The 14,873-nt window shown below is 66.9% G+C and carries 16 protein-coding genes, 1 tRNA gene and 1 pseudogene; 9 read left to right on the top strand and 9 right to left on the bottom strand.

Going from position 1 to position 14,873, the window contains the following annotated elements:
• Positions 1 to 10 precede the first annotated feature (10 nt).
• Both QPR87_RS11395 and QPR87_RS11390 read left to right on the top strand, forming a co-directional pair.
• The gene (locus tag QPR87_RS11395) at positions 11 to 331 is read left to right on the top strand and encodes a hypothetical protein (protein ID WP_285049636.1); all 321 of its coding nucleotides are present in this window, start codon (positions 11 to 13) and stop codon (positions 329 to 331) included.
• Positions 223 to 1,464: an ATP-binding cassette domain-containing protein gene (locus QPR87_RS11390; protein ID WP_350310454.1), complete on the top strand. Its 1,242-nt coding sequence runs from the start codon at positions 223 to 225 to the stop codon at positions 1,462 to 1,464. The genes QPR87_RS11395 and QPR87_RS11390 overlap by 109 nt, the downstream gene beginning before the upstream one ends.
• Positions 1,465 to 1,602: 138 nt before the next feature.
• On the opposite strand, the pseudogene QPR87_RS11385 reads toward QPR87_RS11390, so the two are convergent.
• Positions 1,603 to 1,857: pseudogene (locus QPR87_RS11385) on the bottom strand (Fur family transcriptional regulator); the annotation flags it as partial.
• Between QPR87_RS11385 and nrdD the strand changes: the two are divergent.
• The gene (gene nrdD, locus QPR87_RS23625) at positions 1,807 to 2,436 is read left to right on the top strand and encodes an anaerobic ribonucleoside-triphosphate reductase (protein ID WP_502921611.1); all 630 of its coding nucleotides are present in this window, start codon (positions 1,807 to 1,809) and stop codon (positions 2,434 to 2,436) included. The pseudogene QPR87_RS11385 and the gene nrdD sit on opposite strands and share 51 nt — an antisense overlap.
• Here the strand turns inward: nrdD and prpB are convergent.
• The 4 genes from prpB to QPR87_RS11355 are packed head-to-tail and all read right to left on the bottom strand — an operon-like array spanning position 2,381 to position 6,377.
• Positions 2,381 to 3,286: a methylisocitrate lyase gene (prpB, locus tag QPR87_RS11370; RefSeq protein WP_285049661.1), complete on the bottom strand. Its 906-nt coding sequence runs from the start codon at positions 3,284 to 3,286 to the stop codon at positions 2,381 to 2,383. The two genes, nrdD and prpB, sit on opposite strands and share 56 nt — an antisense overlap.
• Positions 3,286 to 4,455, bottom strand: a complete 1,170-nt coding sequence (prpC, locus tag QPR87_RS11365; protein WP_285049635.1) for a bifunctional 2-methylcitrate synthase/citrate synthase — start codon at positions 4,453 to 4,455, stop codon at positions 3,286 to 3,288. The genes prpB and prpC overlap by 1 nt, the downstream gene beginning before the upstream one ends.
• Positions 4,456 to 4,465: 10 nt before the next feature.
• On the bottom strand, positions 4,466 to 5,989 hold the full coding sequence (locus tag QPR87_RS11360; RefSeq protein ID WP_285049634.1) for an MmgE/PrpD family protein: 1,524 nt from the start codon (positions 5,987 to 5,989) through the stop codon (positions 4,466 to 4,468).
• Positions 5,976 to 6,377: an acyl-CoA thioesterase gene (locus tag QPR87_RS11355; RefSeq protein ID WP_011747671.1), complete on the bottom strand. Its 402-nt coding sequence runs from the start codon at positions 6,375 to 6,377 to the stop codon at positions 5,976 to 5,978. The genes QPR87_RS11360 and QPR87_RS11355 overlap by 14 nt, the downstream gene beginning before the upstream one ends.
• Before the next feature lie 118 nt (positions 6,378 to 6,495).
• Here QPR87_RS11355 and QPR87_RS11350 point away from each other — a divergent pair, with 118 nt between their 5' ends.
• The gene (locus QPR87_RS11350) at positions 6,496 to 7,881 is read left to right on the top strand and encodes a short-chain fatty acyl-CoA regulator family protein (protein WP_285049633.1); all 1,386 of its coding nucleotides are present in this window, start codon (positions 6,496 to 6,498) and stop codon (positions 7,879 to 7,881) included.
• On the opposite strand, the gene QPR87_RS11345 is transcribed toward QPR87_RS11350, so the two are convergent.
• Positions 7,860 to 8,414, bottom strand: a complete 555-nt coding sequence (locus tag QPR87_RS11345; RefSeq protein ID WP_285049632.1) for a LysR substrate-binding domain-containing protein — start codon at positions 8,412 to 8,414, stop codon at positions 7,860 to 7,862. The genes QPR87_RS11350 and QPR87_RS11345 overlap by 22 nt on opposite strands.
• Before the next feature lie 71 nt (positions 8,415 to 8,485).
• On the opposite strand from QPR87_RS11345, the gene QPR87_RS11340 reads away from it, so the two are divergent.
• The 4 genes from QPR87_RS11340 (at position 8,486) to QPR87_RS11325 (ending at position 11,692) form a co-directional block, all read left to right on the top strand.
• Entirely contained in the window at positions 8,486 to 8,746 is a 261-nt protein-coding gene (locus QPR87_RS11340) for a sigma factor-like helix-turn-helix DNA-binding protein (RefSeq protein ID WP_285049631.1), read from the top strand.
• A gap of 73 nt (positions 8,747 to 8,819) precedes the next feature.
• Entirely contained in the window at positions 8,820 to 9,728 is a 909-nt protein-coding gene (locus QPR87_RS11335) for a FecR family protein (RefSeq protein ID WP_285049630.1), read from the top strand.
• Between the two features lie 100 nt (positions 9,729 to 9,828).
• Positions 9,829 to 11,325 carry a TonB-dependent siderophore receptor gene (locus tag QPR87_RS11330; protein WP_285049629.1) on the top strand — a complete coding sequence of 499 codons (1,497 nt, stop codon included), beginning with the start codon at positions 9,829 to 9,831 and terminating at the stop codon, positions 11,323 to 11,325.
• Between the two features lie 7 nt (positions 11,326 to 11,332).
• Positions 11,333 to 11,692 carry a TonB-dependent receptor domain-containing protein gene (locus QPR87_RS11325; RefSeq protein ID WP_285049628.1) on the top strand — a complete coding sequence of 120 codons (360 nt, stop codon included), beginning with the start codon at positions 11,333 to 11,335 and terminating at the stop codon, positions 11,690 to 11,692.
• Positions 11,693 to 11,789: 97 nt separating this feature from the next.
• Here QPR87_RS11325 and QPR87_RS11320 read toward each other — a convergent pair whose 3' ends face one another.
• The 3 genes from QPR87_RS11320 to lipA all read right to left on the bottom strand — a co-directional run bounded on the left by QPR87_RS11320 (position 11,790) and on the right by lipA (position 14,122).
• A complete protein-coding gene (locus QPR87_RS11320) occupies positions 11,790 to 12,566 on the bottom strand; it encodes a P-loop NTPase family protein (protein WP_285049627.1) in 777 nt (258 codons plus the stop codon).
• Between the two features lie 475 nt (positions 12,567 to 13,041).
• Positions 13,042 to 13,125, bottom strand: a tRNA-Leu gene (locus QPR87_RS11315).
• Positions 13,126 to 13,174: 49 nt separating this feature from the next.
• Positions 13,175 to 14,122: a lipoyl synthase gene (gene lipA / locus QPR87_RS11310; RefSeq protein WP_074810345.1), complete on the bottom strand. Its 948-nt coding sequence runs from the start codon at positions 14,120 to 14,122 to the stop codon at positions 13,175 to 13,177.
• A 142-nt stretch (positions 14,123 to 14,264) separates the two neighbouring features.
• Here lipA and QPR87_RS11305 point away from each other — a divergent pair, with 142 nt between their 5' ends.
• Complete coding sequence (locus QPR87_RS11305) at positions 14,265 to 14,813, top strand: peroxiredoxin (protein WP_041530163.1); 549 nt, start codon at positions 14,265 to 14,267, stop codon at positions 14,811 to 14,813.
• Positions 14,814 to 14,873: the final 60 nt, after the last annotated feature.

The raw sequence follows: 14,873 nt of genomic DNA, 5'->3' as shown, positions 1-14,873 counted from the left end.
GATAACGCTCATGCTCTGCAAACTGCTCGCTTCCGCGGCTTTGGCCGCGGCCCTGTCTTCTGCTGCCTTGGCCAATGACGGCGTGCTGGATGTCGTCGCCCCGTTCGAGATCAAGGGCGCCGATCCGGTCACTTCCGGCAACATCTTCATCAAGATGGACGTGGCCGAGACGCTGGTGAACGTCGATGCGGCAGGCCGCCTGACGCCGAGGGCCGCGTCTCGCTGGAGGGTCATGCGCTGGACCTGTCGCAGCCGGGCCGGCACAGGTCGCTGTGGGGCCGGGTCGTCGGCGTGCTGCCGCAAGAGCCGTGGCTGTCGCTCGACCCGCTGATGAAGGCCCGCGCGCAGGTGGCCGAGGGCCATGCGCTGGTGCGCGGCCTGTCCTGGGCCGAGGCCGGGCGAGCCGCGGATCGCGACCTTGCGGCGCTGGGGCTGGAGGGGGCGGGGGATCGCCGCCCCGACCAGCTTTCGGGCGGCATGGCGCAGCGGGTGGCCTTTGCCGCCGCCCGCACCGGCGGCGCGCGGATCGTGGTCGCGGACGAACCGACCAAGGGCCTGGACGTGGCACGGCGAGACGATGTGATCGCGTTGCTGATGCGAGAGGTGCAGGAAGGCGGGGCGCTTCTGACCATCACTCACGATCTGGCGCTGGCCCGGCGAATGGGGGGCGACCTGGCGGTGGTGCTGAGGGGCAGGGTGATCGAGCAGGGTCCGGCCGACCAGGTGCTGTCGAACCCGCAGCACGACTACACCCGCCGCCTGATCGCCGCCGATCCGGAAAGCTGGCCCGAGGGCTGCCCCCGGACCGCGCAGGGCGAGCCGGTCTTGCAGGCCGGCGGCATCGGCATTTCGCGCGGCGGCAGGATGCTGTTCCAGGGGCTGGACCTGACCCTGCACCCCGGCGAGATCCTCGGCGTGACGGGTCCCAGCGGCTGCGGCAAATCGACCCTGGGCGATGTGCTGTTGGGGCTGGCGCGGCCGGAACAGGGGCAGGTCCGCCGTGCGCCGGGCATCGCGCCCATCCGCTTTCAGAAGCTCTACCAGGATCCGCCGAGCGCCTTTCCCCGCCATGTCCGCCTGGGTCGGGCGCTGGAGGATCTGGTCCGGCTGCACAAGCTGGACGGCGCCCGCATCCCGGCGCTGATGGAGCGGCTGCGCCTTGCGCTCGCGCTGCTGGCGCGCCGCCCGACCGAGGTGTCGGGGGGCGAGCTGCAACGGCTGGCGCTCTTGCGCGTGCTGCTGCTCGATCCGGTGTTCCTGTTCGCCGATGAGCCGACCTCGCGGCTGGACCTGATCACCCAGGCCGAGGTGACGCAGCTTCTGGCCGAGACCGCCCGCGGGACCGGCATGGCGCTGCTGATCGTCAGCCATCACGCGGAGCTGATCCGCAAGACGGCGGACCGGGCGCTCGAACTGGGTGGCGGCGGGCAGACGGATGCGGATGTCCTGCGGCTTGCCTCCTGAACAAGCGCCATGGGGCAGGGGGGCGTAACGGTTCCGCCGCTCGCGCCCCTTCTTTACGGCTTTCGGTCTGACGTGGATCTCCGGCCGGTGGCCCACGATCCCGAAACCGTGCTCGCTGGCGATCCTTTCCTGCAGTTGCTCGATCTCGTCGCAACGGAACTCGATCACCTCATCCATCTCGACATTGATGAAATGGTCGTGATGTTCGGAACCGCTGGTTTCGTGGCGCGCCCTGCCGTCGGCGAAGCTGTGGCGCACGATCAGCCCACAGCGTTCAAGTGTGCTGACCGTGCGATAGACCGTGGCGATGGAGATCCCCGGCGCGACCTTGCTCACCCGCCGATGAAGCTCTTTGGCGTCGGGATGATCTGCAATTTCACCGACGATGCGCATGACATCGCCGCCGAATGGGGCCATGCCTTCGCGCTGCGGCTGCTCGATCATGCGCGGGGGCGCACTACCGCCTTCCAGGAACAGACCGGGCATCTCTACAATCTGGAGGCGACGCTGGCGGAGGGCACTGCCTGTCGTTTTGCCGTAGAGGACAAGAAGCGTTTCCCCGGCATCCTTCAGGCGGGACCGAAGATGAGCCCTACTACACCAACTCCAGCCAGCTTCCGGTCGGGTTTACCGGCGACCCGTTCGAGGCCCTGGAACGACAAGAGGCGCTGCAGCGCAAATATACCGGCGGCACGGTGCTGCATCTCTACATGGGCACGCGGCAGTCCTCGGCCGGGACCTGCCGCACCACCGGAGCGCGCCGGAACCGGCCGGTTCACCCGCAGGACTGAAGGTCCGGCCCCTTCCGCGCGGCCGGCATGTCGCCGCGAAGCTGCTGGCGGATGGACCGGCGGAGCGGTGGGCGCTTGCGCCCCGCCGGTCGTCGGGCGGGACCGCCCCGCCCGATGCGTCAGCCCTACGCGGGCAGCACGCTGCGGGCGATGGATCGGTCCAGCGCCTCGAAGGCATTGAGCCCGATCAACTCGTAAAGCTGGGCGCGGGTCTGCATCTCGGGCAGCATGGCGGTGGTGGCGCCGTCGCGTGCCAGCGCCGCGTAAAGCCGCTCCTGCGCCTTGTTCGCGACCCTCAGCGACGAGACAGGCCAGATCACCATGTCATAGCCCAGTTCCTGGAACTCTTCGGCAGACAGCGCCGGAGTGCGGCCGAACTCGGTCATGTTGGCCAGGAGCTTCACCCCCGGCAGGCGGGCGCGAACCTCGCGGAACATCTCGACCGAGGTCAGCGCCTCGGGAAAGATCGCGTCCGCCCCGGCCTCGATATAGAGCTTGGCGCGGGCGACGGCGCCCTCGATGCCCTCGGCCGCGGCCGCATCGGTGCGGGCGATGACGACAAGGTGCCGCCGCGCCCGCGCCGCCGCTGCCACCTTGGCCGCCATGTCGCCTGCCGGGGCCAGTTTCTTGTCGTTCAGGTGGCCGCATTTCTTGGGCAGCAACTGGTCCTCCAGATGCACGGCACCCGCGCCGGCATCCTCGAACGTGCGGACCATGTGCATGACGTTCAGTGCCTCGCCATAGCCCGTGTCGCCGTCGACCAACAGCGGCAACCCACTGGCCCGCGCGATCTGGCGGATGAAGAAGGCGACCTCGTCCACGGTGATGATGCCCAGGTCCGGCAGGCCCATCGAGGCGGTCATGGCGGCGCCCGACAGGTAAAGCGCCTGAAACCCGGCCGCGCGGGCCTGCAAGGCGGCCATGCCGTTATGGGCGCCGGGCAGGCGCAGGATGCCGGGGCGGGCCAGGGCTGCGCGGAACCGCGCGCCGGCGGGTGCCTCGGGCAGGTCGGAGCCGATCAGATAGGGCATCATTCGGCCTCCAGCGACAACAGCCCGCCGCGCTGGTCGATGGGCAGGAAGCGGCGGTTTTCCGGGCCGATGTAATGGGCCGAGGGGCGGATGATCTTGTTGTCCTGGCGCTGTTCGACCACATGCGCGCCCCAGCCGGCGGTACGGGCGATGACGAAGATGGGCGTGAACATCGCGGTCGGCACGCCGAGCAGGTGATAGGAGACCGCCGAATACCAGTCGAGGTTCGGGAACATGCCCTTGGCGTCCAGCATGACGTCCTCGATCCGCTCGGCGATGCGGAACATGCGCAGCGCGCCCTTGTCCTCGGACAGCCGGCGCGCGACGCGCTTGATCACCACGTTGCGCGGGTCCGAGACGGTATAGACCGGATGGCCGAAGCCGATGACGACCTCGCGCGCCGCGATGCGGGCGCGGATGTCGGCCTCGGCCTCGTCGGGCGTGGCATAGCGTTTCTGGATCTCGAAGGCGACCTCGTTGGCGCCGCCATGCCTGGGTCCGCGCAGCGCGCCGATGGCCCCGGCGATGGCGGAATAGACGTCGGCGCCGGTGCCGGCGATGGTGCGCGCGGTGAAGGTCGAGGCGTTGAACTCATGCTCGGCATAGAGGATCAGCGTGGTGTGCATGGCGCGGATCTCGGCCTCGGTCGCGGGCTGGCCGTGCAACAGGTGCAGGAAATGCCCGGCAACGCTGTCGTCCTCGGTTTCGACCTCGATGCGGCGGCCGTGCTGGGCGTGGTGATACCAGTAAAGCAGCATCGAGCCCTGCGCGGCGATCAGCCGGTCGGCGATGTCGCGGGCGCCGGGGATGTTGTGGTCATGCGCCTCGGGCAGCACGCAGCCCATGGCCGAGACGCCCGAGCGCAGCACGTCCATCGGATGCGCGGCGGCCGGGATCGCCTCGAGCGTCTGGCGCACCGCCAGCGGCAGGCCGCGCAAGGACCGCAGCCTGGCCTTGTAGGCGGCCAGTTCCGGGGCCGAGGGCAGGGTGCCGTGGATCAGCAGATGCGCGACCTCTTCGAACTCGCAGGCCTCGGCGATGTCGAGAATGTCGAAGCCGCGATAATGCAGGTCATTGCCGCTTTGGCCGACGCTGCACAGCGCCGTGTTGCCGGCGACGACCCCCGAAAGGGCCACCGATTTCTTGGGTTTCCTGGCGGAACCGCTCATTATGATCTCCTCATTTCCAGTCGAAGATGCCATGGGGGACCGGGCCGCCTAGGCGCGTGGGCGAGACGGTGAAGTTCAGCTCGCCCAGCCGCCCGGCGGGCAGGTCGGGCAGGCTTTGCACCGCGTCCAGGAAGCGGTGCTGCTCGGCGGTGGCGATGATGCCGTCCGAAAGCGTCAGGAACTTCTGGACATAGTTTTCCCGCATGAAGGGGCGGGCGCCGTCGGGATGGGCATCGGCCAGCGCCAGCTCGTCCCCGATGCGGGTGCCGTCCTTCAGCACCACCTCCACGCGACCGCCGAACGCCTTTTCGCGCGGGTCGCGGGCGTGATAGCGCCGCGTCCATTCCGGGTCCTCGGTGGTGGTGATCTTGTGCCACAGCGCCACGGTCTCGGGCCGGTTCGCGCGCTCGGGGGCATAGGAGCGTTCGTGGTGCCAGCCGCCATCCTCCAGCGCCACGGCGAAGATATACATGATGGAATGGTCCAGCGTCTCGCGGCTGGCCTTGGGGTCCAGCTTCTGCGGGTCGTTCGCGCCGGTGCCGATGACGTAATGCGTATGGTGGCTGGTGTGGATCACGATGCTGTCCACCCGGGACAGGTCGCCGATCCTCGGCCCCAGCCGGCGGGCGAGATCGATCAGCGCCTGGCTCTGGTATTCCGCCGAATGCTCCTTGGTATAGGTGTCGAGGATGGCGCGCTTGGCCTCGCCCTTGCCCGGCAGCGGCACCTGATAGCGGGCGTTCGGACCGCCGAGCAGCCAGGCGATGAAGCCGTCCTCGCCCTCCCATGCCGGGCTGGGGGCGCCTTCGCCGCGCATCACCCGGTCCACCGCCTCGATGGCCATCTTGCCGGCAAAGGCGGGGGCATAGGCCTTCCAGCTGGAAATCTCGCCCTTGCGGCTTTGCCGCGTGGTGGTGGTGACATGCAGCGCCTGCTGCACGGCCTGGTGGATCACCTCGGCGGGCAGGTTCAGCGCCGTGCCGATCCCGGCGGCGGCCGAGGGGCCCAGATGGGCGATATGGTCGATCTTGTGCTCGTGCAGGCAGATGCCGCGCACCAGGTTCACCTGGATCTCGTAGCCGGTGGCGATGCCGCGGATCAGGTCGCGCCCCGAGCGCAGGCAATGCTGCGCCACGGCCAGGATCGGCGGGATGTTGTCGCCCGGATGGCTGTAATCCGCGGCCAGGAAGGTGTCGTGGAAATCCAGTTCGCGCACCGCGGTGCCATTGGCCCAGGCCGCCCATTCCGGGCTGACGCGGGTGGCGTCAGTCATGCCGAAGACCGTGGCGCCGCATTGCAACGGATGGCACAGCGCCTGCGACAGGGCCTGCGCGCGGGCCGAGGCCACCGGGCGGCGGGCCAGCGATGCCGCCGCCACCGCCGCATTGTCGATGATGCGGTTCACGATCATCTCGGTCACTTCGGCCTCGACCTCGACCGGGTCGGCGGCGACCTCGGCGATCTTCCAGGCCAGCTGTTCCTGGCGCGGCAGATGTTCGGCGGATTTGTAGGTCCGCACCTCATGCGTGATCATTGTCTGTTCCTTCGTTGCAATTCTTCCGTGCGATGGGTTGCGGGCGACCGTCCGCATCCACCGCCACCATCTCGAACCGTCCGCGCAGCACCTCGCGCCGCAGCGCGCCGGTCAGTTCCCCGGCCTCGGCCGAGACCTCGACGGTCATCGAGCTGCGCCCGGTGCGGATGACGCGGGCCTGCAGCTCCAGCAGTTCGCCCACGCGCACCGGCGTCGCGAAATCGACCCGTTCCGAGCGCGCCATGACCACCGACATGCCCGCATGCCGGGCCGCCGCGACGAAAGCCGCCTTGGCCATCAGCGCCAGGGCATTGCCGCCGAACAGCGTGCCGTAATGGTTCGCCTGTTCGGGAAAGATCATCTCGACCATGCAGGTTGGGGCGGGCATCGGCGCAGCCTTCGCAAAATTGGCAAAGGCATCTATCCACAAAGCTCCATGTCCGTTAAACTCCTGAAAAAGCGTTGATCTGCGAAGATTGCGCCTGCAAATTGCGAAGGTTGCGAAGATGACGAAAAGCTTCATGGGCGTCCGCCTGCGCCGGCTGCGCGAGGAACGCGGCATGACCCAGGCGGCGCTGGCGCGCGCCCTGGGGATCTCGCCCAGTTATCTCAACCAGATCGAGCAGAACCAGCGCCCGCTGACCGTGCCGGTGCTGCTCAGGCTGAACGGCGCCTTCGGCCTCGACGTGCAGCTTTTCTCGGATGCCGAGGAGGCGCGGCTGATCACCGACCTGCGCGCGGCACTGGCCGATCAGGGCGCGCCGGCGGCGACGGCGGAACTGCGGGAACTGGCCTCGAACATGCCCGGCATCGCGCGGGCCATCGTCGCCATGCAGGCCCGGCTGCGCGAGACCGCCGAGCGCGCCGACCTGCTGGCCGGCCGGCTGACCGAACCGCAGGCCGCCGCCACCCCCGCGGCCTTCGAGGCGGTGCGCGACTGGTTCTATGACCGCCGCAACCATGTCCCGGAACTGGAGACCTTGGCCGAGGCCATCGGCTCGGCGCTGCCGCCGGGGCGGATGGCGGCGGGGCTGGTCGACCGGCTGGCCGGGCGTCACGGCATCCGCATCGCACTGGACGCGGAGAGCCTGCGCCGTTTCGATGCCGGCGCACGCATCCTGCATCTCGCCCCCCATCTGAACGAGGGCCAGCAGGCCTTTCAGATCGCCACGCAATTGGCCTTTCTGGAACAGGGCGAGACCATCGCCCGGCTGTCGGACGATCCCGACCTGGCCTCCGACGCGCAGGCGCTGTTGCGGATCGGGCTGGCGAATTACTTTGCAGGCGCGCTGATCCTGCCCTATGGCGCCTTCCTGCAAGAGGCCGAGGCGGTGGCCTATGACATCGACCTGATCTCGCGCCGCTTCGGCGTGGGGTTCGAGACCGCCTGCCACCGCCTGTCCACCCTGCAGCGCCCCGAGGCGCGCGGCGTGCCGTTCTTCTTCATCCGCGTGGACCGGGCCGGGAACATCTCGAAGCGGCAATCGGCGACGGATTTCCACTTCTCGCGCATCGGCGGCTCCTGCCCGCTATGGAACGTCTACGAGGCGTTTTCCCGGCCCGGAGAGATCGTCCGCCAGATCGCCCAGATGCCGGACGGGCGCAGCTATCTGTGGATCGCGCGCGTGGTCAGCCATGGCCGGGGCGGGTTCGGGGCGCCGGTCAAGACCTTCGCGGTGGCGCTTGGCTGCGACCTCGCCCATGCCGACCGGCTGGTCTATGCGCGGGGCCTGGACCTGAAGAACCCCGAGCTTGCGACCAGGATCGGCCCCGGCTGCAAGGTATGCGAGCGTCCCGCCTGCCCGCAGCGCGCCTTTCCCATGGTCGGCCGGCCGCTGGCCGTCAGCATCGCCGAGGCCCGCTTTGCCCCCTATTCGGCGGCCCCGGGCTGAGCCTGCGCCGCCAGGTCCAGGAAGCCGGCGATGTAGTCGATGCCTTCTTCGCCGCGCCGGATGCCCAGATGGATCACCTTGGGCAACCCCTTGCCGATCCGCGCGGCACGGATCGGCAGGCCCGCCCGCTCTTCGCGCAAGAGCCAGTCGGGCACGGCGCTGACGCCTCGGCCGGCGGCGACCAGTTGCAGTATCATGTCCGTGGTCTCGACCGTCCGGTGACGGCGCGGCAGGCAATTGCCGGGCACCAGGAAGCGGGTGAAGATGTCCAGCCGCGCCGGTTCGACCGGATAGGTGATCAGCACCTCGCCGGCAAGGTCCAAGGGGATGGCGACAGCGCCGATGGGATGCCTCTCGGGCACCGCCAGCACCAGTTCGTAGTCGAAGACCGGGCGATAGCTGATGCCCGGCAGGTCCAGAGGATCGGGGGTGATGAGCAGGTCGATCTCGTGCCCCAGAAGCGCCGCGATGCCGCCGAAACGATCGGTCTGGTTGCGCCTTGCTGTCGCGCAAGCCCGGCGCAGTTCCGCCATCGCTCAGGGACCATCCGCGCGGCTATGTTTTCCGCGCGGTGCGGAACCGCGAAACGGAACATCGCGTCGAGATGGAAAGCATCGACAATCTGGCCGGTGGGGATGCGGCAGCCGATGATCTGCTTTATCTGCGGCGCAAGATCGCGGTTCTGGCCGTCTCGATCAACGCCCTGCCGGCGGATTGCCGTCGTGCATTCATCCTGTGCCGCCTGCACGGGATGGCGCATCGGGAAATCACCCCCCTTCTGGGAGTATCGGTTTCGATGGCGGAGAAGCATATCGTCCGCGCGCTGTGCGAATGCCGCAATGGCCTTGCCGAAGCGGGATATTGATCGGTCATTGAGGATTCGCGGCGCCGGATCGTTTGGGAGTAAACGGGAAAGGCCGGATTCCAGGATGCGAGAAATGCCCCGATCACCGGATGATGACCTTCTGGACGAGGCTTTGACTTTCGTTGTCCGCATGAATTCGGGCGAGCGTGACGCCCCGACAGCGGCGGAGTGGCGGCAATGGGCCGCCCTCAGCCCGCGCCATGCGCATGCCGCCGCACAGGCCAAAGGGCTTTGGGCGGATACCGGCGCCCTGCGCGAGATGCCCGAGGATGGACCAAATCCCTGGCGAGGCGTGCTTTCTGGCCGGCGGGGTCGGTCTTCCGGCGGCCGGGAGTGGGGCTGGAAGCGCCTGGAGGTGCCGGGAGAATTCGTTACAGCGACGGCCCAGACCAAGGTGCTGACCCTGCCCGATGGCAGCAGGATCGAACTGAGCGCACGCAGCGGTCTGGACCTTGGCGGCGATCCCGGCAGGCATGCCACCCTGCGCGCGGGACAGGCGTGGTTTAAGATCGCAAGGGCGAGTGCCCCCTTCATGATCGATGTGGGCGATATCCGGATCGAAGTAGACCAAGGCGTGGCCGACCTCGATATGCGGACAAAAGAAGGAACCGCCGTTTTGGCGCTCGGGCAGGCAACCGCCCGCCTGCTCGGTCAGAGTGCCCAACCCTTGGCCCCGGACAGCGTGTTCCGCCTGTGGTGCAACATCCCACCCGTGCCGCTTGTCCGCCGCGCCAAGGACAGTTTCGCTTGGCGCGACGGCAAGCTGGTGGCCGAGGAGCTTCCGCTTGGCGAGATTGTCGCGGTCCTGAACGACTGGCATCCCGGATGGATCCGGATCTCGGGAGAAGGGCTGGCGGAATTGCCGGTAACCGCCGTTCTGGACCTGCGCCACCCGGAGGCTGCCTTGCGTTCGCTGGAGCATGGTTTGCCCATCCGACTACGCAATCCCGGCGGCGTTGTCCTCAGCCTCGGCTGGGCGTGATTGCCCCGGGAAAAATTGCCCCAAGCGTTGAGGAACTTCGCGCCGCGACCGTTTCCAGAATTGAGGGGGCATGGAGACCCCCGCAAGGATGGCGAACGGGATGAGTGATATCGGGTTCGCGACGGTGGGCTTGCGCCGGCTGATGGGAGCGACGGCCGCCGCGCAAGAGGCGCGGCAATTTTCGATCGAGGCCCAGCCCCTGCGCGGCGCGCTCAGCCAGCTTGCGCAGCAATCGGGGCTGAACATGGCAGTGCCTGCAACCCGCACCGCCGGCGTGACCAGCACTGCGGTCAACGGCAGGATGACGCCGCAGCAGGCGCTGGCCGCGCTGTCGGCGGGAACGGGGCTGTCGCTGTGGATCGTGGATGGCACGATAACGCTGACACCGCCGAAAACGGGCAACGTCGGTGCTGATGGTTCTGTTGTGCTGGATCCGATTACGATCCGTACAGGTGGCGCGGCCACCGAGGGAAGTAACTCCTATGCTGCTGGCGCGGCGAGCATTGCCCGCGGAACGGAAAGCTTGCGTGAGGTGCCGCAGGCGGTCACCGTGGTGACCCGCAAGACGCTGGAAGATCAGAACCTGACCAGTATGAGCGAGGTGATGGCCAAGACGCCGGTGATCGTGGCCAACCGAGAGGCAACCAGCGCACCGACCTATTATTCGCGTGGGTTCAAGATAAACAACTATCAGGTCGATGCGCTTGGCACATCCTATGACAGCTCGTTCCGGCCGGATTTCGACATGGCGATCTACGACCGGGTCGAGGTTTTGCGTGGCGCCGAGGGCCTGTTTTCCGGGACGGGTGAGCCCGGGGGCAGCGTCAATCTGGCGCGCAAGCGGCCCACCGGCCGGGTCCAATCCAGCATCGCCCTGTCCTATGGCAGCTGGCAAAATCACCGGATCGAGGCCGATATCGGCGGCCCGCTGACCCGCTACGGTGCCTTGTGCGGCCGGCTGGCCGGGGCCTGGCAGGACCGCGATTTCTTCTATTCGCCCGGCGACGAAAAGCGAAAGGTGCTCTATGGCATCCTGGAATACGACCTGACGCCCTCGACGACCGTCAGTGCGGGGATCAGCTATCAGAACCAGCGCGGGAACAAGTGGTTCCTGGGCCTGCCGACCTATGACGATTACGGTCTCGTGGATCTGGGCCGGGACGTGGCGCTGACGCCGGACTGGACCTTTGCCGATCACGCCATCAGCGAGGTCTTTGCCGGGGTGGAGCACCAGTTTGGCAGCGATTGGACGCTAAGGTTCAACGCCATGCGGCAGAAATACGATTCCGAGACCCTGCAGATGACCCTGGACGGACCGGTGGATCGGGAAACCGGCAGGTTCGGCGAAGGCATGGTCGGTTCGCTCTACGAAAAGACCGGCAACCACTCCAAGGCGGTGGACCTGAGCCTGAACGGCCGCTTCCACATATGGGGACGCGATCACAAGCTGCTCGTCGGCACCGCCTGGCGCGACAGCAACGCTCACCAGTTGGATTACGTTATCGACCAGGCGGATTTCCCCGATGACATTACCATCTGGAATTTCCATGAACTGAGCTTCGTGCGCCCGGCGGTGCTGGGGCCGCGCACCCATTGACCCGCCTATGGCGCGGTCCAGAGGGTCTGCCCGCGCCGAACTTGAGGCCAGCGACGAGCTGCGCTTCGTGCTGGGCGACCGATACGGCAGTTACAAATACAGCTCGATCACCGAGGTTTATCAAGTCGACGGCATGCTGACCTCGCGCAGCGTCACCGGCTACGAAGACCGGGATATCTTCACCCCCTATGCTGCCGTGGTCTACGACCTGTCCGACGATTGGACCGTCTATGCCAGCCTGATGGACATCTACAAGGCGCAGGCGAATTACCTGTCCGGGCTGCCCGAAACGCCCCGGCCGCTGGACCCGATCACCGGTCGCAATTACGAGCTTGGCGTCAAGGGCTGCTGCCGGGCGGCGGGTTGAACGCCTCGGTCGCGCTGTATCGCATCGAGCGGAAGGGCGAGGCTGCCTCGGATCCGCGCTATCCCGTCACATCGAATGGCACCGGCTTGTCCTGCTGCTATGTCGAGCAGGGCGAAGTCGGTCCATAGCGTGCAGCACAGGAACCGGGTGTTACCGAAGACGAGTTCGGCCTTCTGCAGGAAATGCGCTCTGGCCTCGGCGCAGATCGCCGCCAGCCGGTCGTTGCCGTCCAGCGCATTATCGTAATAATCGTGGTGTGGATCTTCGTGGGATCGACGTATTGGCCCAGATGACGGAGCATAGGCGGCCAGCGGACTGTCGGCTTGTTGTTGAGATCGCCGGCGACGATCAGCCGCCCCGGACAGGAACCGCCCCAGCCACGCTGGGATCTGACCACACCGAAGCTGGCGCTTTCGGTGGTCGCATCGATCATGGTGCTGGGCACCGACAGCAATGCGCCGAGGCGCCGCGCCCAGTGGCTCTTGCCGATCCCGGGCGGACCATCGAGCAAAAGGGGCGGCACCCGAAGGCCGGGCCAGCCCTCGCGCACCGATCGGCGCATGGCCCGCCAGATGATTTCGGTGGCTGGCGCCATCCAGGGCATGTCGGCATGCAGCTCCGCCGCCAACTCATCGGCGCGGGATTCCGAGGCAATGCAGGCGAGCCGCGCCCCGTTGGCCAGCGGCTCCAGCCGCGCACGATCCCCGGGTTTCAGGCGGTCGAGGCCACTGACCGCTCGCCTGGCGTCGAAGATGCGCCTGGCACGCCTGCGGAGCTTGCGTCGGTCCGCATCGCTGATCCTGGGCTGGGCATCGGTTTCTAGGTCGGGGTAATCCAGTGCCTCGTCGTCCGGCGGCGGCTCCAGGCCACGCAACTTGCATCGTCAGGCCGGGGCAGGGGGCCCGGCGGCGTTGCAAAGGAACGTCATTGGGCGGCCTCCTTCGGGCACGGCCGCCGCCCTACGGAAAAGCGCGGCTTTTCCGGCGGTCCGGCAAGGTTGCGGGAGCCCCGGGCGGTGCCGGCCTGCGGACGCCAGGCGAGTCCCCAAGAAGTTGCCAGGACGCAGCACCCGGCGTCAGCGTCATCTGCCGGATTCCTATCAGCTCATTATCCCTGTCCGCGCGATGGACATTAATCGTGCGTTGACTGGTCAAAAATCGCCCCGGAATGGTCATTAATCGGTGGTCGCGGCAGTGGGGCTGCCCTATGGCTGAATATCACCGATAACCATAGTTATGTAAAATAATACCCATCACCAATGGCATTGCGATCAGCCTTGGCTGACCGTTCATCAAAGGGAGAGCGTGTCATACGGGAGTAAGGCGACATCCTGGTCTTCCACCAGGATTTGGTACCCGAGGTCGGACTCGAACCGACATGCCTTGCGGCGGCGGATTTTGAATCCGCTGCGTCTACCATTCCGCCACTCGGGCCTTTCTGCGCTCCGCCTAAGGCGCAACGCAGGTTTTTGCAAGCCCCGACTTAGGCACGGCCCAGCTTCGCCAGCCGCGCCGCGCGCAACTGGGCGAAATCGTCGCCCGCGTGGTAGGACGAGCGCGTCAGAGGCGTCGCCGAAACCATCAGGAAGCCCTTGCCATAAGCGGCCTTCTCATAGCCCTTGAACTCCTCGGGCGTGACGAAGCGGTCCACGCGATGATGCTTGGGCGTCGGCTGCAGATATTGCCCGATGGTGATGAAATCCACATCGGCGGCGCGCATGTCGTCCATGACCTGCAGGACGCCCTGGCGATCCTCGCCCAGGCCGACCATGATGCCGGATTTGGTGAACATGCCGGGGTCGAGTTCCTTGACCTGCTGCAACAGCCGCAGGCTGTGGAAATAGCGCGCGCCGGGCCGGACCGTGGGATAGAGGCCGGGCACGGTTTCCAGGTTGTGGTTGAACACGTCGGGCCGCGCCTCGACCACCGCTTCCAGCGCGCCGGGCTTCGACTTGAGGAAGTCCGGGGTCAGCACCTCGATGGTGGATGCGGGCGAGCGGTGGCGGATGGCGCGAATGGTCTGGGCGAAGTGCTCGGCCCCGCCATCGTCCAGGTCGTCGCGGTCGACCGAGGTGATGACCACATGCTTCAGCCCCAGCTTCTGCACGGCATGGGCGACGCGGCCGGGTTCGAACACATCGAGCGCATTCGGCTTGCCGGTCATCACGTTGCAGAAGGAACAGCCGCGAGTGCAGATCTCGCCCATGATCATCATGGTGGCGTGGCCCTGGCTCCAGCATTCGCCGACATTCGGGCAGCCGGCCTCTTCGCAGACCGTGGACAGGCGGTTGTTGCGCAGGATGTCGCGGGTGTCCTTGTAGCCCTGGCTGGTCGGCGCCTTGACACGAATCCAGTCCGGCTTTTTCGGCTGGGGCTGGTCGGGACGATGGGCCTTTTCGGGGTGGCGCAGAACCGGGGGCATATCCGCCATATCGGCATCCTTTGCTGGGAGTCAGCCGAACTTACGGGTTTTTCGGGCCTTGATCAACGCCAATGCAGGGTGCATCTATGCCCCTTCGATGCTGCGATGCGGCATCGGATGCAGGGAGGAGCGGATGATGAAAGGACGAATGATGAAACAAGGCGATCTGCTTCCCGAAGTGACCTTCCAGACCCGCGTGCGCGACGAATCCGTCGGCGGGCCCAATCCCTATCGCTGGCAGCCGGTCACGACCGCCGATTACTTCAAGGGCAAGCGCGTGGTTCTGTTCTCGTTGCCGGGCGCCTTTACGCCGACCTGCTCGACCTACCAGCTGCCGGGCTTCGAAAAAGCCGCGGGGGAAATGGCCGAACTGGGCATCGATGCGATCTACTGCATGTCGGTCAACGACAGCTTCGTGATGAACCAATGGGCCAAGGCGCAGAACCTCAGCAATGTGAAGGTGATCCCGGACGGTTCGGGCGCGTTCACCGAAAAGGTCGGCATGCTGGTGCGCAAGGACAATCTGGGCTTCGGCGCCCGCAGCTGGCGCTATGCCGCCATCGTCGACGATGGCCGCATCGAGGCCTGGTTCGAGGAACCCGGCCGCTGCGACGACTGCCCCGAGGATCCCTATGGCGCCAGCTCGCCGGAATCGGTCCTGGACTGGCTGCGCGCCAACCCCACCAAGGCCGCGGCCTGATCGCAAGCGCAAGCCGGAAACGCGAAAGGGCGCCGCCGGGGCGCCCTTTTTCATGGCCCT

The organism is Paracoccus sp. SSJ (assembly GCF_030234105.1).
GTDB classification, from domain to species: domain Bacteria; phylum Pseudomonadota; class Alphaproteobacteria; order Rhodobacterales; family Rhodobacteraceae; genus Paracoccus; species Paracoccus denitrificans.
This window is presented reverse-complemented; position numbering and strand designations above follow the sequence as displayed.